The sequence below is a fragment of the Acinetobacter sp. YH12211 genome (assembly GCF_013418015.1).
Taxonomy (GTDB): Bacteria; Pseudomonadota; Gammaproteobacteria; order Pseudomonadales; family Moraxellaceae; genus Acinetobacter; species Acinetobacter towneri.
Genome location: NZ_VPCW01000025.1, coordinates 1 through 19,601 on the forward strand (window position 1 = coordinate 1; position 19,601 = coordinate 19,601).

At 40.9% G+C, this 19,601-nt stretch carries 19 protein-coding genes, 5 tRNA genes and 1 pseudogene; 21 read left to right on the top strand and 4 right to left on the bottom strand.

The annotated features are described in order from the left end of the window. Nucleotides 1–1,195, top strand: a 1,195-nt coding sequence (locus FTU98_RS10870; protein WP_180051402.1) for a reverse transcriptase domain-containing protein, incomplete at its 5' end; no start/stop codon positions are given. A 104-nt stretch (nucleotides 1,196–1,299) separates the two neighbouring features. Next, nucleotides 1,300–1,527: pseudogene (locus tag FTU98_RS10875) on the top strand (transposase domain-containing protein); the annotation flags it as partial. A gap of 727 nt (nucleotides 1,528–2,254) precedes the next feature. On the opposite strand, the gene FTU98_RS10880 reads toward FTU98_RS10875, so the two are convergent. Together FTU98_RS10880 and FTU98_RS10885 are read right to left on the bottom strand one after the other, a co-directional pair. After that, a tRNA-Ser gene (locus FTU98_RS10880) sits at nucleotides 2,255–2,344 on the bottom strand. A gap of 129 nt (nucleotides 2,345–2,473) precedes the next feature. After that, complete coding sequence (locus tag FTU98_RS10885; protein ID WP_004972684.1) at nucleotides 2,474–4,507, bottom strand: NADPH-dependent 2,4-dienoyl-CoA reductase; 2,034 nt, start codon at nucleotides 4,505–4,507, stop codon at nucleotides 2,474–2,476. Nucleotides 4,508–5,117: 610 nt separating this feature from the next. Here FTU98_RS10885 and argG point away from each other — a divergent pair. Then, nucleotides 5,118–6,461, top strand: coding sequence for an argininosuccinate synthase (argG, locus tag FTU98_RS10890; protein ID WP_004972682.1), 1,344 nt, complete (start codon nucleotides 5,118–5,120; stop codon nucleotides 6,459–6,461). Between the two features lie 116 nt (nucleotides 6,462–6,577). On the opposite strand, the gene FTU98_RS10895 is transcribed toward argG, so the two are convergent. Next, nucleotides 6,578–7,837, bottom strand: coding sequence for a GGDEF domain-containing protein (locus tag FTU98_RS10895; RefSeq protein ID WP_096902183.1), 1,260 nt, complete (start codon nucleotides 7,835–7,837; stop codon nucleotides 6,578–6,580). Nucleotides 7,838–8,034: 197 nt separating this feature from the next. On the opposite strand from FTU98_RS10895, the gene pyrC reads away from it, so the two are divergent. The 17 genes from pyrC to FTU98_RS10980 all read left to right on the top strand — a co-directional run bounded on the left by pyrC (nucleotide 8,035) and on the right by FTU98_RS10980 (nucleotide 18,110). After that, on the top strand, nucleotides 8,035–9,069 hold the full coding sequence (gene pyrC / locus FTU98_RS10900; RefSeq protein WP_004972678.1) for a dihydroorotase: 1,035 nt from the start codon (nucleotides 8,035–8,037) through the stop codon (nucleotides 9,067–9,069). After that, nucleotides 9,054–9,716 carry a ribonuclease T gene (gene rnt / locus FTU98_RS10905; protein WP_131261730.1) on the top strand — a complete coding sequence of 221 codons (663 nt, stop codon included), beginning with the start codon at nucleotides 9,054–9,056 and terminating at the stop codon, nucleotides 9,714–9,716. The genes pyrC and rnt overlap by 16 nt, the downstream gene beginning before the upstream one ends. Before the next feature lie 215 nt (nucleotides 9,717–9,931). Beyond that, entirely contained in the window at nucleotides 9,932–10,090 is a 159-nt protein-coding gene (locus FTU98_RS10910) for a hypothetical protein (RefSeq protein WP_004972674.1), read from the top strand. 149 nt (nucleotides 10,091–10,239) lie between these two features. Further along, a tRNA-Glu gene (locus FTU98_RS10915) sits at nucleotides 10,240–10,315 on the top strand. A gap of 110 nt (nucleotides 10,316–10,425) precedes the next feature. Then, on the top strand, nucleotides 10,426–11,844 hold the full coding sequence (locus FTU98_RS10920) for an amino acid permease (RefSeq protein WP_026438458.1): 1,419 nt from the start codon (nucleotides 10,426–10,428) through the stop codon (nucleotides 11,842–11,844). Nucleotides 11,845–12,132: 288 nt separating this feature from the next. Next, nucleotides 12,133–12,208 (top strand) — tRNA-Glu (locus FTU98_RS10925). Nucleotides 12,209–12,233: 25 nt separating this feature from the next. After that, nucleotides 12,234–12,309 (top strand) — tRNA-Glu (locus FTU98_RS10930). A gap of 55 nt (nucleotides 12,310–12,364) precedes the next feature. Then, nucleotides 12,365–12,440 (top strand) — tRNA-Glu (locus FTU98_RS10935). A gap of 347 nt (nucleotides 12,441–12,787) precedes the next feature. Further along, nucleotides 12,788–13,036: a hypothetical protein gene (locus tag FTU98_RS10940; protein WP_180051403.1), complete on the top strand. Its 249-nt coding sequence runs from the start codon at nucleotides 12,788–12,790 to the stop codon at nucleotides 13,034–13,036. A 9-nt stretch (nucleotides 13,037–13,045) separates the two neighbouring features. Next, entirely contained in the window at nucleotides 13,046–13,279 is a 234-nt protein-coding gene (locus FTU98_RS10945) for a hypothetical protein (protein ID WP_180051404.1), read from the top strand. Then, entirely contained in the window at nucleotides 13,269–14,441 is a 1,173-nt protein-coding gene (locus FTU98_RS10950; protein WP_257220043.1) for a replication initiation factor domain-containing protein, read from the top strand. Before FTU98_RS10945 ends, FTU98_RS10950 begins: the two co-directional genes overlap by 11 nt. A gap of 38 nt (nucleotides 14,442–14,479) precedes the next feature. After that, nucleotides 14,480–14,761, top strand: a complete 282-nt coding sequence (locus FTU98_RS10955) for a hypothetical protein (protein WP_180051405.1) — start codon at nucleotides 14,480–14,482, stop codon at nucleotides 14,759–14,761. A 109-nt stretch (nucleotides 14,762–14,870) separates the two neighbouring features. Further along, nucleotides 14,871–15,053: a hypothetical protein gene (locus FTU98_RS10960; RefSeq protein ID WP_180051406.1), complete on the top strand. Its 183-nt coding sequence runs from the start codon at nucleotides 14,871–14,873 to the stop codon at nucleotides 15,051–15,053. 13 nt (nucleotides 15,054–15,066) lie between these two features. Continuing rightward, nucleotides 15,067–15,306, top strand: a complete 240-nt coding sequence (locus FTU98_RS10965; RefSeq protein ID WP_180051407.1) for a hypothetical protein — start codon at nucleotides 15,067–15,069, stop codon at nucleotides 15,304–15,306. A gap of 110 nt (nucleotides 15,307–15,416) precedes the next feature. Further along, complete coding sequence (locus tag FTU98_RS10970; RefSeq protein ID WP_180051408.1) at nucleotides 15,417–16,550, top strand: virulence factor TspB C-terminal domain-related protein; 1,134 nt, start codon at nucleotides 15,417–15,419, stop codon at nucleotides 16,548–16,550. Further along, nucleotides 16,550–16,828: a DUF2523 domain-containing protein gene (locus FTU98_RS10975; RefSeq protein ID WP_180051409.1), complete on the top strand. Its 279-nt coding sequence runs from the start codon at nucleotides 16,550–16,552 to the stop codon at nucleotides 16,826–16,828. Before FTU98_RS10970 ends, FTU98_RS10975 begins: the two co-directional genes overlap by 1 nt. 112 nt (nucleotides 16,829–16,940) lie before the next feature. Further along, entirely contained in the window at nucleotides 16,941–18,110 is a 1,170-nt protein-coding gene (locus tag FTU98_RS10980) for a zonular occludens toxin domain-containing protein (protein ID WP_373885914.1), read from the top strand. Here the strand turns inward: FTU98_RS10980 and FTU98_RS10985 are convergent. Further along, a complete protein-coding gene (locus FTU98_RS10985) occupies nucleotides 18,107–18,277 on the bottom strand; it encodes a hypothetical protein (protein WP_180051411.1) in 171 nt (56 codons plus the stop codon). The two genes, FTU98_RS10980 and FTU98_RS10985, sit on opposite strands and share 4 nt — an antisense overlap. Before the next feature lie 405 nt (nucleotides 18,278–18,682). Between FTU98_RS10985 and FTU98_RS10990 the strand changes: the two genes are divergently transcribed. Continuing rightward, nucleotides 18,683–19,507: a site-specific integrase gene (locus tag FTU98_RS10990; RefSeq protein ID WP_180051412.1), complete on the top strand. Its 825-nt coding sequence runs from the start codon at nucleotides 18,683–18,685 to the stop codon at nucleotides 19,505–19,507. Nucleotides 19,508–19,601 lie beyond the last annotated feature (94 nt).

Below are 19,601 nucleotides of genomic sequence, written 5' to 3' on the forward strand. Positions count from 1 at the left end.
ACAACGCTCAACCGCGGATGCTGCAGCACAGTGCTTTGGTGTGCTGTCAAGAAAAGTAAGTGCGGAGTGGGTGCTAGAGGGTGACATTCAAGGCTGTTTCGACAATATCAGCCATGACTGGATGATCGCCAACCTCCCAATGGACAAGGTGATTCTACGGAAATGGCTCAAAGCCGGTTACGTCTACCAAAGCAAGCTGTTTCCCAGTCTTTCCGGAACACCGCAAGGAGGTATTATCTCCCCGGTGTTGGCCAACATGACCTTGGACGGACTGGAAACGATGCTGGCGAAGAGGTTCCCTAACGCCAAATGGACAGGCAAAAAGCTGCAACTGGTACGGTATGCGGATGATTTCATCATCACGGGGTATTCTAAAGAGTGGCTCGAAAATGAAGTTCGCCCTGCCGTGGTTGAATTTCTGGCGGAGCGCGGTCTCGTGCTCTCTCAGGAAAAGACCAAAATCACGCACATAGGGAACGGGTTCGATTTTCTTGGGTGGAACGTACGCAAGTACAATGGCAAGCTACTGATCAAGCCGTCAAAGGCAAACATCAGTGCTCATCTCGATAAGCTGCGAGCATTAATCAATGCAAACAAAGCGACACGACAGGCCACTTTGATCGGTTTGCTCAACCCTATTCTAAGGGGTTGGGCCAACTATCATAGTTATGTCGTTGCCAAGAAGGTTTTCAACCAGGTAGACAGCGCAGTGTGGGAAATGCTCTGGCGATGGGCGGTACGTCGCCACCCTCGCAAAACACTCCGATGGGTCAAAGATCGGTATTTCAAAGTACAAGGAGCGCGTCGATGGGTGTTCTCATGTGATGAACAGTCCGCTGATGGTCGGAAGCGACAATACACATTAGTGTCTGCCTCGGACACGCCAATTGTGCGACATATCAAGATCAAGGCTGCTGCTAACCCTCATGACCCCGCATGGGATGAGTACTTCGAATCCCGATGGGGTAAAAGAATGCTGGTCTCCGCAAAGGGGCGAGCCAAGCTGTATCGGGTGTGGCTAAAACAAGGTGGTCGCTGCTGCGCCTGTCTTAAACCAGTCACCAAAGATACACCATGGCACAGCCGTCATATTGTGAAGCTAAGTCATGGTGGAACGGATGCAGTTGCTAATCTTGAGATTTACCATCTGTATTGTCCAAGGAGTGTTCAATTTGCCAATGTCAACGATGTATAACCGGGTGCCGAATGGCGCCTTAGCAGAGGCTTGAGCCGTGTGCTGGGAAACTCGCATGCACGGTTCTTAGGGGGTTGGACGTAGGTAACTGCGTCTGACTACCCGACAATCAGATGCGTCCCTGGGCGTTGGGGCGCAAGAACTGGCTGTTTGCAGGTTCGCTGCGCAGTGGTCAGCGAGCGGCGAATATCATGACTTTAATCCAGTCAGCAAAGCTGAATGGCTTGGATCCGTATGCCTATTTAAGTGATGTGCTGAAAAGGCTGCCGACACATAAAGTGACCCAAATTGAAGAATTGCTGCCGCACCGCTGGAAACCTGAATCGAATTAAAAAAAGCTATGGGGTTCAGCGGATGCTTACTGTACTGAAAAGGCTGCCGACGCATAAAGCGACCCAAATAGAAGAATTACTGCCACATCGCTGGAAATCCAACTCAAATTAAAAAATAGGCATGGGGTTCAGCGAACGCTTACATTTAATTTTTCTAGCCCGTTGAAAAGCATTACAATTGATCGCCATTTGTTCAATATTTGAAGGAAGTACTTGTAATAACTGTTGAAAATGAATCATGATACGCCACGGTAGTTGTGTTTTGTGTTAGCGCATTAATAAATACAACCACCTTTTTTATTTTTCAAGCGATAATTATAATATATTTCAACAATTTAAGCCTTAAGTTGGCGCGTATGCCATCATGGGTCTTATGCACCTTGTTCTTCATATCATAAAATTTTTCATCGGTGCCATAGAGATCAATAGCTACATACTTCAAAAGCCCTTCCCAATTAAAAGAGTTATTTAAATATCGAAGACTTAGACCAGTACCCACAAATAAAACTGGGTGATTCTTGTAACTACTAACAAACTCAAAAATGTCCATAACTTAACTTCTAAATTGTTGTTCTGAAGATAAGCACATCTTATATATTAGAAACAATTCAAGCAATTTGATAATTAGTATTTCAAAATTAAATATTTTTTGCTTACTACAGGCTTACGTTGCATAACCCTAGAAACAACAAAGCCCTGAATATGTCAGGGCTAAGTCATTGATATTTGGCGGAAGCGGTGAGATTCGAACTCACGGAGGACTCGCGCCCTCGTCGGTTTTCAAGACCGGTGCATTAAACCGCTCTGCCACGCTTCCATGTGGGCCATGATACGAAGCTTTTGATTTGATGACAAGTAAAAAATACCACTCAAGCACTCAAGTGAATATTGTTTCACCAAATCAGCGCTAAAGTTCATCAAAACAACAGCATAGCCACCTCACTTTTTAAAGTTTAGCAGCCAATTCAGCCCCTTCACGAATCGCACGTTTTGCATCTAACTCTGCAGCAAGCTTTGCACCACCAATAATATGATAGTTAGCCAAAGTATTTTCATCTGCCGCAGGCATTAAATCTTTAACCGACTCCTGCCCTGCACAGACTACAATGCTATCTACACGTAACAATTGGTCTTGACCTGCCATTTCAATCCACAAGCCTTCATTGCTGATGGCTTTATATTGCACACCACGTAGCATACGCACCGCATGTTTTTTCAACTGTGCACGATGTACCCATCCTGAAGTTTTACCCAAACCTGCACCTAAAGCTGTCGTCTTACGTTGCAATAAATAAATTTCACGGACTGGGGGATGAACTTCTGGAGCAAGCATACCACCTTCAGTCACATAGTTAGGATTCGGATCGACTCCCCACTCACGCTGCCAATCTGCCAAAGGCTGCGGTTGTGGCTGATGTTCAGGTTTCAGTAAAAACTCCGACACATCAAAACCGATACCGCCTGCACCAATCACAGCGACTTTTTGTCCAACAGGTGCACCACGTAATACTTCTGCATAAGACAATACTTGCGGTGCATCGCTGCCTTCAATTTTTAAAGCACGTGGTACTACACCTGTTGCAATGACCACTTCATCAAAACCTTCACGTTCGAGTTGCTCGCGGTTGACTTTGGTATTTAAACGCAAATCGACCCCAGTTTTTTCAATTTGCACTTTAAAGTAGCGAATGGTTTCGTGAAATTCTTCTTTGCCCGGCACGACTTTTGCCAAGTTGAATTGACCGCCCACTTCGTTGCTGGCTTCAAATAAAGTCACATGGTGACCACGACTAGCAGCAACTGTAGCAGCAGACATTCCCGCAACACCACCACCGACAACTGCAATACGCTTCGGTTGCTTGGTTTTTTCATAGACCAATTCAGTTTCATAGGCTGCACGCGGATTGACCAAACAAGTCGCACGCTGATTTTTAAAGGTATGATCTAAACACGCTTGGTTACAGGCAATACAGGTGTTAATTTCATTGACACGATTGGTCGCAGTTTTATTGACCCAAAACGCATCTGCCAACAATGGTCGTGCCATTTGAATCATATCAGCTTTACCCGCTGCCAATATTTCTTCTGCAGTATCAGGCATATTAATACGGTTGGATGCAATTACAGGAATCTCAACGTGTTTTTTCACTTCTGCGGTGTAATCAACAAAAGCTGCGCGTGGCACAGAAGTCACGATGGTTGGAATGCGCGCTTCATGCCAGCCAATCCCTGTATTGAGCAAGTTCACACCCGCATGCTCTAAGGCTTTGGCAACGGTAATCACTTCGTGCATGGTATTGCCATCGTGGACTAAATCCAGCATCGACAAGCGGAAGCAGATAATAAATTTTTCACCCACTTCGGCGCGAATGGCTTTGACTACTTCTAAAGCAAAACGCATACGGTTTTCAATCGTACCGCCCCATTGGTCTTCACGCTGATTCACATGACGGCTTAAAAACTGATTCAGTAAATAGCCTTCCGAACCCATAATTTCGACACCATCGTAGCCTGCCATTTTGGCTAAACTAGCTGTTTTCGCATAATCTTCAATGGTATTTAAAATTTGTCTTTCACTCATTTTACGTGGTTTAAATGGTGAAATTGGAGATTTAATCGGACTTGCAGACACCACAAATGGTTGATAACCATAGCGTCCTGAATGCAGAATTTGCATTAAAATTTTCGCACCATGCTTATGTACGGCATGTGTCACTAATCGATGTGGTGCAACATCGCCCAATGTATTCATAGTACCGCCCGCAGGCAATAACCAGCCTTGACGGTTAGGTGAAATACCACCTGTAATAATTAAACCCACGCCACCTTTGGCACGTTCGCCAAAATAAGCAGCCAGTTTTGGATAATTATAAAAACGATCTTCCAAACCCGTGTGCATTGAACCCATCACGACACGGTTTTTAATGGTGGTAAATCCTAAATGTAATGGTTTTAGAATATTTGCATAGCGAGTTGTCATGATGAGTCCTTATATAATGAGCTTTGCAACTTGTTGCATGAATACTTTAACCGATTTTTATAAACTGTTTATGACTCTAAAGTTCGACTGTGTGGCGCAAACGTCAATTTATAGGGTCTGTTGACACTTCTTCTATGTTTGCGACGTGAGAGATATATCTCGCAAGGTTTTTTAGCTGATATAAGGCATGAGGCAGGAAATTTAGTCATTCTAAATGACTGACTCATAACGCAATAGCAGCAAAAAATATGCTTGTCCCCTTGCGCAGCAAACAAAGCAGTGCTTTGTTCTTGCTCATGTGGCTAAAACTTTCTCAGATTGCGTTATGAAACTTGGCAATAGACCCTAACTATTCTTGATATAAACTTGATATAAAACCGCCCAAAAGTAAAAGTGATTTTATTCTGCACCATCCCAATTGCAGGTTTGATCTTCAACATCTATACCAAGTTTGCCATTTCTAAATGAAAATTTAAGCCTGAACCTGATTTTTTTATCAAATGCGCTTTTTTAACGAAAACAAGCATTTTAAAGAGTGCTATAATTTGCAGTTTAGAATTCTCCTTGGCCACCAAATGTGGTGCCTATTTTAAAAAAGTTAGGACTAGCAATGACTGATAATGCAACTATCTTGCAGAATGTACCAGTAGGCAAAAAAGTCGGTATCGCCTTTTCTGGTGGTCTAGATACTTCAGCTGCTTTATTGTGGATGAAGCAAAAAGGCGCTGAACCATATGCGTATACCGCAAACTTGGGTCAGCCAGATGAAGATGACTATGATGCCATTCCAAAGAAAGCCGAAGAATACGGTGCGGTAAAAGCAGTCTTGGTTGACTGCCGTATGCAGTTGGCTTTGGAAGGTATTGCTGCCATCCAATGTGGTGCATTCCATATCAGCACAGGCGGTATACCTTACTTTAACACCACCCCGCTTGGTCGTGCAGTAACAGGTACAATGCTAGTGACTGCCATGAAAGAAGATGACGTAAACATCTGGGGTGATGGTTCAACCTATAAAGGTAACGATATTGAGCGTTTCTATCGTTATGGTTTATTGACTAATCCTGCGCTTAAAATTTATAAGCCGTGGTTAGACCAAACCTTTATTGATGAATTAGGCGGTCGTGCGGAAATGTCACAATTCCTTATCGACAATGGTTTTGACTATAAAATGTCAAAAGAAAAAGCTTATTCAACTGACTCAAACATGCTAGGTGCAACACACGAAGCGAAAGACCTTGAGTACCTAGATGCTGGCATCAAAATCGTTGATCCAATCATGGGCGTGGCGTTCTGGAAAGATGACGTTGAAGTTAAAGCCGAAGAAGTGTCGGTTACCTTTGAAGAAGGTATGCCAGTTGCATTAAACGGTCAGCGTTTTGAAAACCCTGTTGAGTTGATTCTTGAAGCGAACCGTATTGGTGGTCGTCATGGTTTGGGGATGTCTGACCAAATCGAAAACCGTATTATTGAAGCAAAATCTCGCGGTATTTATGAAGCACCAGGCATGGCGTTATTGCACATTGCTTATGAGCGTTTGGTTACGGGTATTCACAACGAAGATACGATTGAACAATACCGCATTAACGGTTTACGTTTAGGTCGTTTATTGTATCAAGGTCGTTGGTTCGATTCTCAAGCGTTAATGTTACGTGAAACTGCGCAGCGTTGGGTGGCTAAAGCAATTACTGGTACAGTGACTTTAGAATTACGTCGTGGTAATGACTATACCATTATGAACACTGAATCTCCGAACCTCACTTATGAAGCTGAGCGTTTAACTATGGAGAAAGGTGATTCAATGTTTACGCCAATGGATCGTATTGGTCAGTTAACTATGCGTAACCTAGACATTACCGATACACGCGCTAAATTGGGTCTTTATACCAATTCTGGCTTATTGTCGATTGGTTCAGGTTCTGCAGTGCCACAATTGAAAGACAAAAACAAATAATCACTTGGTGATGATTTTGTGAAATCGAAAGCCGCTCAAATTGAGCGGCTTTTTTATGTTTGTTTAAACATGAGGACTAAACAATTCATACTAAATGAAAGCTGCAATAGAAAAATTTACAGCACTTCTTCCACCTGCAAAGTGTGGTAATAAATTTGATTACGTCCCAACTGTTTCGCACGGTACAAGGCTTGGTCTGCACGTTGTAAGAAATCGCTTTTAAAAATGTCCGCCTCACCTTTATAGACGGTAAAGCCCAAACTGATGGTGACATTACTGTCAACCAAAGATTGACTATGTGGAATCGCTAAACGCTCAACCGCTTTAAAAATATTGGAAGCCACAGCATACGCACCATGCGCATCGGTTTCTGGCAATAACACCACAAATTCTTCACCACCATAACGCGCAACAAAATCCATGTGACGAATTGAGTCTTTAATGGATTTGGCAATCGCTGAAATGACTTCATCTCCCTTTTGATGCCCATAATGATCGTTATATTTTTTAAAAAAATCGACATCGATAAAGAGTAAAGACAATGGCACTTCATCATGCCGTGCCTGTTCGAAATAGCTGTCCAGCATTTCATCAAAAGTACGTCTGTTGGATACTTTAGTCAGCGCGTCATGCTGACTTAAATGCAACAATTCTTCAGCATGAATACGGTTAATTTTTTCACTAAGTCGGGCTTGGTGCATGACCAAAAAAATCATCCGCTCACGGGTACACAGCATTTTACTGATTAAAAAACCCACTACCGTACTGCCAACCAACACCCGCCCCATCACCATCACATCAATTGGAATATACAAGGTTAATAGCATAATCATGGCAACCACAGCCGCCATTAAACCAGTCAGCAGCATGTGAAACGGCTTCACCCCCGTCAGTACAAAACCCATAATATAAATCATGCTGATGATCATCATGGCTTGGTGTCTAAACACTTCGGTATGCACCGTCATGGTCAGCCAGGTCATCGACACAATGGCCCAAAAAATCATAGCCATGGCGGCATAGGCATAATACGGGCGCAAAATTTTATAATGGGCAAAAAAGAACAGGGTCAGTAAGCAAAACGCGCCATTGACCAAGCCTAGTAAAGAGTGGATAAAATCGTGTTTAAAAAAATTACGATCAATAATCCAATAATCCCCAGTAATCATCAGCACGGTGATAATAAAGTAGATGAGTACGCCCGACCAAAAATATTGGTTAATGTTGTGCCGAGCTTGTTCAAGATGCTGTTGCCAAAACTCAACTTCCAGTTGTTTCGGAAAAACCTGCCCCGCACGTTTACGTTGACGTTTAATCAACTCTTCATTTTTTTCTTTGTCGTACTGTAGCTTGGCTAACTTATATTTGTATTCCATGGATGCTTTAAATTCCATTTAATCACGATTGTTGCACAGCAAAACTGTAACAACCTGAATATAATTTTTTTAGTGGTTTAAAAATAACACAATGTCGAAACAATTAATTCAGGCATTTCTATTTTTTATGGCTTTCGACGTTACCATTTTAACATTTATAGATTATCATCTGTTTTATTTTTCAGACTGGCAGCGCCTTGAATACGATTACTCTTATCCAGCCAGATGACTGGCATGCTCATTTACGTGATGGTTTAGCACTACAACGTACTGTTCCCGATCTTGCCAAGCAATTTTCACGCGCAATTTGTATGCCTAACCTTGTTCCACCAGTAAAAACGGTAGAAGAAGCGGAAGCGTATCGTGAACGCATCATGGCACACGTCCCTGAAGGTGTAAATTTTGATCCGCGTATGGTGTTGTATTTTACCGATCAAACCTCTCCCGAAGAAGTCAAGAAAATTAAAGCCTCTGCGCATGTGAATGCCATTAAACTTTACCCTGCTGGCGCGACCACCAATTCAGACAATGGGGTGAGCGACATTCGTAAAGTATATGCGGTGATTGAGCAACTTGAAGAACAACAAGTGCCATTATTACTGCACGGCGAAGTCACGCACAATCATGTCGATATTTTTGACCGTGAAAAACGTTTCTTAGATGAAGTGCTTTCACCATTATTACAACAATTTCCAAACTTAAAATTGGTGCTTGAACACATTACGACCTCTGAAGCAGCGCAATTTGTTTTAGAACAAGGCCGTAATGTCGCAGCAACCATTACCCCGCAACATTTATTATTTAACCGTAATGATATGTTGGTAGGTGGCGTAAAACCGCATTTCTATTGTTTGCCTATTTTAAAGCGTCAAACCCATCAACAAACTTTATTGGAAGTTGCGACTAGCGGAAATCCTAAGTTTTTCTTAGGGACAGATAGCGCACCGCACTCAAAAAATGCCAAAGAAAATGCATGTGGCTGTGCAGGCTGCTATAGTGCGCCTACGGCAATTGAGCTTTATGCACAAGCTTTTGATCAAGTTGGACGTATTGACCGCTTAGAAGGCTTTGCAAGCTTCTTTGGTGCAGATTTTTATGGTTTGCCGCGTAATACCAACACCATTACTTTGGTGAAAGAAGAGCAAATCATTCCAACCAGTTTAGACTACTTGGATGGTGAACAAATTATTCCGTTATATGCGGGTAAAACCATTCAATGGAGAAAAGTGTGACAGATACAACTTTGCCCGTGATGGGGCAACGTTTTCGTGGTTTTTTGCCTGTGGTGGTTGATGTGGAAACCGCAGGCTTTAATGCCCAAACCGATGCTTTGTTGGAAATTGCTGCCATTCCAATTATTTATGATGCGGATGGCAAATTTGTACCAGGTGAAGCGTATCATGCGCATATCAACCCGTTTGAAGGGGCAAATTTAGACCGTCGTTCGTTGGACTTTATTGGGATTGATCCTTTCAACCCTATGCGTATGGCTATGGCTGAAGATGAAAAAACCGCATTAAAACGGATTTTCAAATCAGTCAATGAAGTGCGTCGCCAACAGAATTGTACCCATGCCATTTTGGTCGGTCACAATGCGCATTTCGATTTAGGCTTTGTACAAGCAGCCATTGCCCGCACAGGCACGAAAAACCAAAACCCATTCCACAGCTTTTCAGTGTTTGATACAGTGACTTTAAGTGCGGTGATGTTTGGTCAAACGGTGCTGGCAAAATCATGCATTCAGGCAGGTATTGAGTTTGATGGCAAAGAAGCTCATTCAGCTTTATACGATACGCAAAAAACTGCAGAGCTGTTTTGTTTTATTCTAAATAAACTTGCGCCGCACATGGTAGAGAACTTACTCAACCCAGATCAATAATACGATTTGTACTCGAACATTGAGATGTTTACAGGATGACAGACTGCGTTTGTCGTCCTGTTTTCTTTTTAGTGTTGTGGTTTTGATTCGTGCTTTTCAACCACAAGACTGAGCATCAAAATGATTTTTACTGCGAATCAGCTTTTATGCATGCAGTCTTTTGAGCTGGCTTTGGTTATAATGGCAATATTCCAATTTGTGTTATTGATTCTGCCATGTTGAAAAAAATTGTCTTGGTTTTGGTCATTCTCGCGCCTTCTGCGTTGTATCTTTATATTGTGAATCGTGAGCCTGCTCAACCTAAACCAAGCACTCAACCCGCAGCCACACAAACAACAACCACTGAAAAGCAATATCAAACCCCTGATCATTAAAATGATGCACCGTATTCAAATTTACATGCACTGATTTATTTTTAAAGATGTATTATTTTTTAAGCAAATAACAAATAGTGCGGCAGTTTTTTTAGATTCAGGTTTGACACTGTCGCTAAAAATTCATAATATACGTATCACCTCGCAACGTCCCTATCGTCTAGAGGCCTAGGACATCGCCCTTTCACGGCGGTAACCGGGGTTCGAATCCCCGTAGGGACGCCATTTATCGTGCTATACGATCATTTCTAATCCAAATTTATTATTTCAAGATTGCAGATTTGTAGTTTTTCTCTACAATACTTCGCTTCATTTCATTTTTTCTCCTATCACTTATGCCGTCATCGAATCATCAAAATGATGCTGTGCATCAAGGCAATACTATGCCTTTAAAACGTGCGATGAGCACTCGACATTTGGTTATGATTTCACTGGGCGGTGCTATTGGCACAGGTCTATTTTTAGGCTCAGGTGAAGTCATTGCACAAACAGGCCCCGTTGGCGCCATCATCGCTTATATTTTTGGTGGTTTAATTGCCTATATGGTGATGCTGTGTTTGGGTGAGCTTGCCGTACACATGCCTGTTTCAGGTTCATTTGGGGCATACGCCAAACAATATATTGGACCTGGCACGGGCTATACCATCACTTGGTTATATTGGCTCACGTGGTCGGTCACTTTAGGCACAGAATTTACCGCCGCTGCGTTGCTAATGCAGGAATGGTTCCCGCATATTTCCATGTGGATTTGGACACTGATTTTTGGTGGCGTTGTATTTGGTTTGAATATGATTTCCACGCGCTTGTTTGCAGAATCTGAGTTTTGGCTATCTTTGGTCAAAGTCGTGACTGTCATTGCCTTTATCGTTTTGGGTTTAATGGCAATTTTAGGTGCTGTGTCTTATCAAGGTTATACCTCTGCACCTTTATTTAGCAATTTAACCGCACAAGGTTGGTTTCCTGAAGGGCTATTCCCTATTTTTGCCACCATGTTAATTGTTAATTTCGCCTTTTCAGGTACAGAGTTGATTGGTGTTGCCGCAGGTGAAACCAAAGACCCTGCCAAAAACGTGCCTAAAGCAATCAATACCGCAATTTTCCGTCTGTTGATTTTCTTTGTAGGTACCATTGTGGTGATTAGTGCCTTGCTACCACATCAGGCTGCAGGTTTGGCTGCAGAAGGTGTAAGCAGCAGTCCTTTTGTAACGGTGTTTAATCAGATTGGTATTCCTTATGCGGAAGATATTATTCGTTTTGTGATTATCACAGCGTTACTCTCTGCAGCGAACTCAGGTTTATTTGCAGCTTCACGAATGATGTGGTCGCTCTCACACCAAAAGCAATTACCACAGATTTTTTCTAAGGTGAATGCGCGTGGTATTCCTTATATTGCAGTCATGGTCACCATGCTCGGTGCAATGCCAGGTTTATTGTCTGAACAATTTGCGCCTGAAACCATCTTTAAAAACCTCTTGGGTGTGGCTGCATTTACCATGGTCGTGGTCTGGATGAGCATTTGTTTAAGCCAGTTTAACTTCCGTCGCCAATGGTATAAACAAGGTAAAACCGTGCAGGACTTAGGTTTTGCTGCACCGCTATTTCCAATAGTGCCTATTTTAGGTTTTGTGTTCTGTTTTATTACTTGCTTAAGTATGGTGTTTGACCCTGAAATGCTGGCAGGTTTTATTGGCTGTATGATTTTTATTGTGTTGTGCTATCTCAGTTATTACATGATTTATCACAAAAAATCATAATGCTTTTTTAGCGATGATGTAAAACAATAGGGGCGATCTTCGGATTGCCTTGTTTTTTGAGTTGTGTTGATTAGCAATGAATACTGCAAAATACAAAGAAAATCATGCTGCTCTAATAAATGTGTCCATTTAAAAATAACTTGAAAAGCATGATTTTTACCGCTTCAAACGTATCACGACAGCAGAATAGTTTTAATTTTATTCAGTTGAACATTTTTTTCAGAATTATTGCAGAAAAGCGTTTGACACCCCCCCTTATACGCCCTATTATACGCCCACCTCTGAAACGTCCCTATCGTCTAGAGGCCTAGGACATCGCCCTTTCACGGCGGTAACCGGGGTTCGAATCCCCGTAGGGACGCCAATTTCAGAAGTAGATATTTTTTTAAGTCCCTATCGTCTAGAGGCCTAGGACATCGCCCTTTCACGGCGGTAACCGGGGTTCGAATCCCCGTAGGGACGCCATATTCTCAACAACTGCATTGGTTGTTACATGGTTTAAAAATATAAACTTCTATTTGTCCCTATCGTCTAGAGGCCTAGGACATCGCCCTTTCACGGCGGTAACCGGGGTTCGAATCCCCGTAGGGACGCCATATTTCCCAAGATTTAGCATGTTCTTTGTCTAACTCTTGCATAACAATAAATAGTGTTTCAGCTACATTTAACCTCGCAATTTCAGCCATTTGGCATACGTGGTAAGGCGTTGGCTTTCTTCTTCCTGCTTTCCAATCTGATATAACTGTCGGTGCAATATCTAATCTGCTAGATAGATTTTCATAGCTTCCTATTCTGTCTTTACACATTTCGATCAAGTCTTTAAGCATTTATGCCCCCTTGTCTTTTACATATTTGTGAACTAGATTGACTTCACATAATTGTATAGTTTTTTTTGTTCAGAACTTTACAAATTTGTGAAGTAAACAAAATAAAGGGGCAAGTCATGAGTGAATACAACAATAACCCTGCTGGGGCTAAGCAGTACGTTTTAGATCAGATTGCACAGATTGAAAACTACGAAGGCCCGCATTTTGCCATTATTGATTTAATTCAAGATCATGTTTATGGAGCAATTAAAGCCTATTCTGCTCTCGGTCTTTTTGATTACTTCGAAGTTGATGAACTCGCTGCAAAACTTTCAAAAGCTCATTGGTCTGCTACTTCAAAGATTATTAACAATAATTTTAATTGAGTATAAAAAATGACTGAATTAGAAGCATTTGAAACTATCGCTCGCAAAGTCCACTCGGACGGACAAGCTTCAATCATGGACGGTATTCCTTGCCCTCATTCTGTTTCAGTCCTTTTTTATATTGAAAACTTTTTAAATGATCTAGGTCAATGCTCTCCAGTAGTGTCTGCATTAACTTATGACCTAGATATACATAACCGTGAATGCATCGAGTTCAACGGGGGCTATGGCTATGATGACTAATTACAAGGCTAATCAAACACTTAACCCTTTATCCACATCTCCACTGTGGGTATCACTTTTTAGCGATGTTTCCCCCCGTAGTAACACGGGGGAAAAGTCCCGCAGCGAATCCATGCACAGCCTAGAAAAAGCCTATAAAGATTACCCGTTACAACACACCGTAATGGTACTTACTGAAGATGGCCCTAAACCCGTTTTAATCCGTCGTCCTGCTACTGGAGAAGTTGCCGTAATTGATTGGTTAAACATAACCATGCATAAAGACACGTTCTTAAATTCAGTTACCACTAAATTAACCGAAAACCCTGATACCTATTGTGTATATGCCTTAGAAGCTGTCCTTAAAGATATTTTCGGTTTTGGTATCGAAAAGAAAATGGTCAAGGGCATCAATTACTATGATGAAGCGTATCAACTCGAAAATGAGTGCGGTTTCATCTGTGTAGGTGGTCAAAACAACACAATTATGCTGTCTATCTCTGGTCAAGGTTGCACAGCTGGCCGTTATGGTTGGGAAGAAGATTTACACGCTTGGCTTTCACTCTATGCACATCGCCCAAAAATTACTCGTATTGATTACGCTTTTGATGATCTTGACGGTTCTCTCGTTTCCCCTGATTGGGCCGATGAACAAGACACTATTGGTGGCTTTACTTGTGGCGGTCGCCCTCCTGCTTTTCGCACTGATGGATGTTGGAAACGTCCTGACGGCACTGGTCGGACAGCCTACATCGGAAAACGTACAAGTTCCAAGTTCTGCCGTGTCTACGAAAAAGGAAAACAGCTAGGCGATCAAAACAGCCTTTGGACACGTGTAGAAGTCGAGTTTAAATCTCGTTCTTATCACATCCCTTTAGATGCCCTGCTCAATGCATCTGAACACTTTCTTGCATCTTATCCGTGTTTTCACGTCTTTGATGATCAATCTAAGGCCATCAAGTTTGAAATGCTGGAGAAAAAAGCCGAAATCACTTGGGAAAAAGCTATCGAAATTACCAAGCATCAATTTGGCAAATACTTAAACGCTTTCCGTAAATTCTATGAAGATGATTCAAAAGTCTTGGATATCTTGATGCCTGAAAAGGATGAGTTTCCTAAACGGCTAAAACCCTTACTCATAGATTTTACATCGTCACTTCCCCCTACTGCGTTGCCTGCATAGGTTAGGAATATCACTTAGGCTATTTAGGAATATTAACTATGCGCTTTACTACTACTGCCGTTATTACTGGTGCGAAATGCTACAACAACACTGTTGATGGTGTTCTTCATAACTTCACAAAAATTTATGTGATGACTGATCTGGGTGATTCGGGCTTTGGATCTGCCACTGTGGAATACAAGTGGGGCACGGCTGACAATATTAAAAAGATTCAGGATTTGCCTTTTCCGCTTAATTCCAACATTTCAATGGAAATCGTCACGAATGGTAATAAACAAATGACCATTGTGCATGACGTTTCTCCAGTGCCCCAAAAATGATTAATGCCATTTACGGCTCTTGGGAATGTTCTAAATGCTACTGCATATTTTTCTATGCACAGCAAAAAGATTTACACGAAAAAACCTGTAAAGGTTAAGGATTTTAAGAATGTCATACGAGTGCAAAACCTTAACTCCACCACAGCAAGGCGTTGCACAAGTATGTACTGAATGGCAAGAAGCTAGCTTTTTGCCTGAATTAACTGGGGCTGATCGTGATGTCATCCTACAGTGGGCGATAGGGATTTTTGCGCTTGTCTTTGTCGTTAAAAAAATAATGCGCTTTTTTTAACTGGAGAAATGTCATGCAAAAGACACAACAAAACCGCTTTGCGGTATTAAATCGTAAAAACATTGCTACTTACGGCTTAGGTGCTGTTGCTTCAACTGCGCTTATGTCGGGCAATGCTCATGCTCTTGATGTATCAACTGCTTTAACTGGTGCAGATGCAGAATCGAACATTGAAACAGGTGCGCTCTGGGCATTGGGTATCGTAGTTGTAATTTACGGTGCTAAAAAGGTTATCGGCTTCTTCGGTCGTTAATTTTGGAGCCAAGAAAATGACAGAAAGTGACCTTAACTGGATTGTTTTAGCTGTTCTTTTCTTGGCTTTTTATCGTCTTTTGAAATAAGAATTAAATATTTGGGGGTTTTATGAAAGCGTTTAAATATTTAGTTTTTTTATTTCTATTTTCTACATCAGCATTTGCTGCTGAATACTATGGCTGGTCACCCGGACAAACATTTAGTTCACCACAAGCCGCTTGTAATGCTTTTATTTCCCAAAATAATGGTAATACAACTTATTCAGGCTATTATCCTACTTCTGGTGTCGGTTCAATTGTAGGTTATTGTCAAGTCAAGAACGGAGGCAACGCCAATATACAAGAAACTTATATTTATAGATACATCATACCCTCAACATGCCCATCAGCTACACAAAAAGATTTAAAAGTATCAACTAATTCACAAAGTTATGTCTGTGTTCAGGGTTGCCAATATCGTTTACGTGCTTGCGTAGATGTTGATTTTGAACCTGGTATGACTTGTTCAGCTATTTCCACAGGTCAAGACTGTGGAACAACACCACCACCAAAAACACCTGACCCAAATAATCCAACTCCTGATCCTGCAACTCCTGACCCTGCTGACCCTAACACGCCAAAAGAAAACACTTCTACAAGTCAAAGCACAAGTACATCTTCAAGCCAAAGCACTACAACAAGCTCAACAGATAGCGGTGGAAACACTATTAACAACACAACAACAAATACCACTACCAATACAACGACAACAACGACAATCAATCTTGATCGTTTAGAAAACATTATGAAAAATCTTACTGCTGTTATAAGTAGCAAACTCGATGCCATTTTAGGAAAAATGGATCAAGATGGCGGTGATGATGGCGGTACTGGTAATGGTGAGGGTACAGACTTAACAGAAACAAACCAAAAACTTGATGAAAATAACTCTCTACTCTCTGATTTAAAAGATTGGCTAACTGGTGGCGAGGATGGTTCTAACGGCTCAGGCGGTGATAATCCTTTCGGTAATGATGCTGTACCTGAAAAAGCTATTACACCTCAAGACTTGAAAACTAACATTTTTGGCGGTTCTGCTTCTTGTCCTGCTGATCGCACACTTTCGTTCCAATTATTCACTGGAAAAACTTTTTCTAAGTCTTTCAGCTTTTCGATGTGGTGCGACAAACTTGCTATTTTTGGAACTCTTATTCTAATTGCTTCGTATTTATACGCTGCATATATCATTACGAGTAAATCATAATGCCACAGTTACTAATTGCTATTCTTGCTGCTTTTGCTTCTTCACTTGTTGCCAAGTTGCTACTTGGTGCGGGTTTAGCCTTTATCTCGTACACATTTATTAATGATCTAGTGATGCAAGCTCAAAATTCCATGCTCGGTTTATATAACAATGTTCCAGCCGATATAGTCGGCATTATGGGCATCTTAAAGATTCCACAAGCTTTGTCTGTTATCATGTCTGCAATCGGTACGGCTGCATTTATTAAGTCGTCAAAATTGGCGCTAGGCAAAGCATAACTAAGGAAGGAGGAGGAGTTTCGACGACGACGCCCGCAAGTTGTGCGAAGCCTAAGCAAATATGCAAACACTTATATCAGCACCACCAAGAACAGGCAAAAGCCTCTACTGCATGTCTTTAATTGATCAATTATCAAGAAAGCATCCGAATAGACGCATTTACACTAACATCATCGGCATTAATTATCCTGGTGTACTTTCCATTCATTCCACTGTAGATGACCCATTCGACTGGCGTGATCTGCCCGATGGGTCTATTGTTTTCTATGATGAAGCACACGAACATCCCGCATTTTCTGCAAAAGATTTGCTCCCACCTGCTCGCACCGATGCAGAAAAAAAACGCAAAGAACAAATTTTAGATATTGGATACTCTCTAACGCTTCATGGTCATTTCGGCTTTGATATTTATTTAATTACCCAAAATCCAAAATTATTAAATGAGCATGTGCGGGCTGCTTGTTCTGTTCACTATGTAATGCGTAGATTGTGGGGGCTTGACGTTGCCATGATTTATGAATTTGCAGAAGTACAAACGTATTTCGCAAACGCTACACGCAAACAAGCTCTGTCTGTTAAGCGTTTTCGCTATCCAAAAAACCTATACAAATATTATGTATCTTCAAACGTGCATAACATACAAAAGCGTGTGCCTTTGCTTTATATGGCTTTTTTTGCAATACCAATTGCAATTTTTGCGCTGGGTTACAGTAAAGCATCTGAAACAGGTTTTTTTGGCTTGATTCCAAAAAAAGAACAAACGGTTCAATCTGAAAATATATATCCTGAAGCTGTTGAAGTTTCTTTATCAGATAATCAACGTGATCAACTTGATAAGCTCGATGCCGAAAGTCTAGGGCTAACACTTGAACAGTATAGAGATTTAAAAGACCCAACAAAGCAAAACGCTCAAAACTTAGCACACACACAAAACAGCATTTATCAAATTGTTTCACAATACAAACCGAGTGACCCTTTTGATTATTCTTATATGCAAGCTCCCCCAGTCACAGCTTATCAAGTTTTTTCAGGTTGTCTAAACGGTACACCATATGACACACAAGGCACAATTTTACACGACGCACCAAAAGACCTTTGCAAGCGTGTCATGGCTGGTGATCGTCCTTTCAACCCTTACAGGAATGTAAATAATGGAATGGTTATTCAAGACAGTATTACGCAAGGTTATTCACAAGCTGCTGAACAAACTGTTCAGCAGGTTCAATTAACGCCCGATGAATTGGCGAAGTTTCAACAAGCTAAAGAGATGGGGCTTATTTAGAGTTTTGGCTCTTTTCTTTCTTGTTTTTCATCTTTCTTTTTCAGAAGCTTAAACATTTCTTTTCCTAAAATTATGTATTGGATGTATGCCGTTATGCCTGTAAATATGAAACCACCAATAAGGAAACCCATCCAAAAAACATATTTATTTATAGAGCAATCAAACATGCTGAAATCCAAGATTATTTTTTCTCATGATATATCTTATTTTCAAACAATCCCAGCAGTCTATTGTGTACTGTACTGTATCGTATTTTAGTACATTACATAATCGATATTTGACCGCATAATATTATTTTTTAACACTTGGTAAAATATTTTCTAACACTTGGTAAAATATTTTTTAACACTTGGTAAAATATTTTATAACGATTGGTATATTTTAAAATTTATTTAAATTTCAATTAATTGCAGAGGGCGCGGAGTGCGCCCGAACTGACGCATAGCGAATTATGCGCGCCCCTACTCTTTGATTACAAGCTCCCTTTAGCATTGTTGCGGGAGTTTTAGAGCGTCCCGCATGGGCGCGAACTGATAGATTTTAACTCCCACTATAAATAAGTAGTTGTATTTATGAATGTTAGAGAAATAGTTGAGTTTTACGCTCGCAATGGGCTTTTTGATTCTAAATATACTTATTCAGATAAAATCATGCACCTAGAATGGTTTTATCAATTTGATGAAGTCTCAATAGAATTAATTAATGAATATTGTGCTTATAGAAAATTACAAGGAGTAAAAAATAGCACTATTAACCGTGAATTAAATCTTATTAAGTCTGCTTTTAATTATTACCTGAAACATAAAAACGTCACTTTTAAAAATGTATTTAATGGCTTTCGCTTATTTGAAGATGATTATATTCCGAAGTTTTTAAATGCTACTGAATGCCAGAAGCTATTATTTGCTGCAAAGCGTTACAACAATTATCTATTACATGATTTTATCTTGCTTGCGCTCAATACTGGTTGCCGTGCTTCTGAACTTACAACACTTACATGGGATAACGTGTCTATCAATGACCGTTTTCTTATTATCCGTAATTCACTGTCTAAGAATAAAAAGACTGTTTACAAGCCTATTAATGATACTTCTTTCGATGCGCTCATTCGGCTTAAAACACATCGCAAATATGTTTTTTACAATCCCAAAACCAACAATCATATAAAAAGTTTCAGGCGTGGTTTTCAATGTGCTGCACAACGTGCTGACCTAGGTCATTTAAGAATCCACGATTTAAGACACACATTTGCAAGTTTTTTGGTAAAGCAAGGCGTTCCGATCTATCACGTTTCAACATTATTGGGTCATTCTGACACGCGCATTACCCAGCGTTACGCTCATTTAGCACCTGAAAATTTACATGAGGTCTTAAAATGTTTACCTTCTTTGGTATAAATTTACAAATATTTACAATTAATTTGATAAAGAAGATACTCGCCCTTTCACGGCGGTAACCGGGGTTCGAATCCCCGTAGGGACGCCATATTCG

Coding starts and splice junctions, on each gene's coding strand:
- FTU98_RS10990 (WP_180051412.1), top strand. CDS start 18,683: ATGAATGTTAGAGAAATAGTTGAGTTTTACGCTCGCAATGGGCTTTTT.
- FTU98_RS10895 (WP_096902183.1), bottom strand. CDS start 7,837: ATGGAATACAAATATAAGTTAGCCAAGCTACAGTACGACAAAGAAAAA.
- argG (WP_004972682.1), top strand. CDS start 5,118: ATGACTGATAATGCAACTATCTTGCAGAATGTACCAGTAGGCAAAAAA.
- FTU98_RS10955 (WP_180051405.1), top strand. CDS start 14,480: ATGCGCTTTACTACTACTGCCGTTATTACTGGTGCGAAATGCTACAAC.
- FTU98_RS10950 (WP_257220043.1), top strand. CDS start 13,269: ATGATGACTAATTACAAGGCTAATCAAACACTTAACCCTTTATCCACA.
- FTU98_RS10920 (WP_026438458.1), top strand. CDS start 10,426: ATGCCGTCATCGAATCATCAAAATGATGCTGTGCATCAAGGCAATACT.
- rnt (WP_131261730.1), top strand. CDS start 9,054: ATGGAGAAAAGTGTGACAGATACAACTTTGCCCGTGATGGGGCAACGT.
- FTU98_RS10965 (WP_180051407.1), top strand. CDS start 15,067: ATGCAAAAGACACAACAAAACCGCTTTGCGGTATTAAATCGTAAAAAC.
- FTU98_RS10970 (WP_180051408.1), top strand. CDS start 15,417: ATGAAAGCGTTTAAATATTTAGTTTTTTTATTTCTATTTTCTACATCA.
- FTU98_RS10975 (WP_180051409.1), top strand. CDS start 16,550: ATGCCACAGTTACTAATTGCTATTCTTGCTGCTTTTGCTTCTTCACTT.
- FTU98_RS10885 (WP_004972684.1), bottom strand. CDS start 4,507: ATGACAACTCGCTATGCAAATATTCTAAAACCATTACATTTAGGATTT.
- FTU98_RS10985 (WP_180051411.1), bottom strand. CDS start 18,277: ATGTTTGATTGCTCTATAAATAAATATGTTTTTTGGATGGGTTTCCTT.
- FTU98_RS10960 (WP_180051406.1), top strand. CDS start 14,871: ATGTCATACGAGTGCAAAACCTTAACTCCACCACAGCAAGGCGTTGCA.
- FTU98_RS10945 (WP_180051404.1), top strand. CDS start 13,046: ATGACTGAATTAGAAGCATTTGAAACTATCGCTCGCAAAGTCCACTCG.
- FTU98_RS10910 (WP_004972674.1), top strand. CDS start 9,932: ATGTTGAAAAAAATTGTCTTGGTTTTGGTCATTCTCGCGCCTTCTGCG.
- FTU98_RS10940 (WP_180051403.1), top strand. CDS start 12,788: ATGAGTGAATACAACAATAACCCTGCTGGGGCTAAGCAGTACGTTTTA.
- FTU98_RS10980 (WP_373885914.1), top strand. CDS start 16,941: ATGTCTTTAATTGATCAATTATCAAGAAAGCATCCGAATAGACGCATT.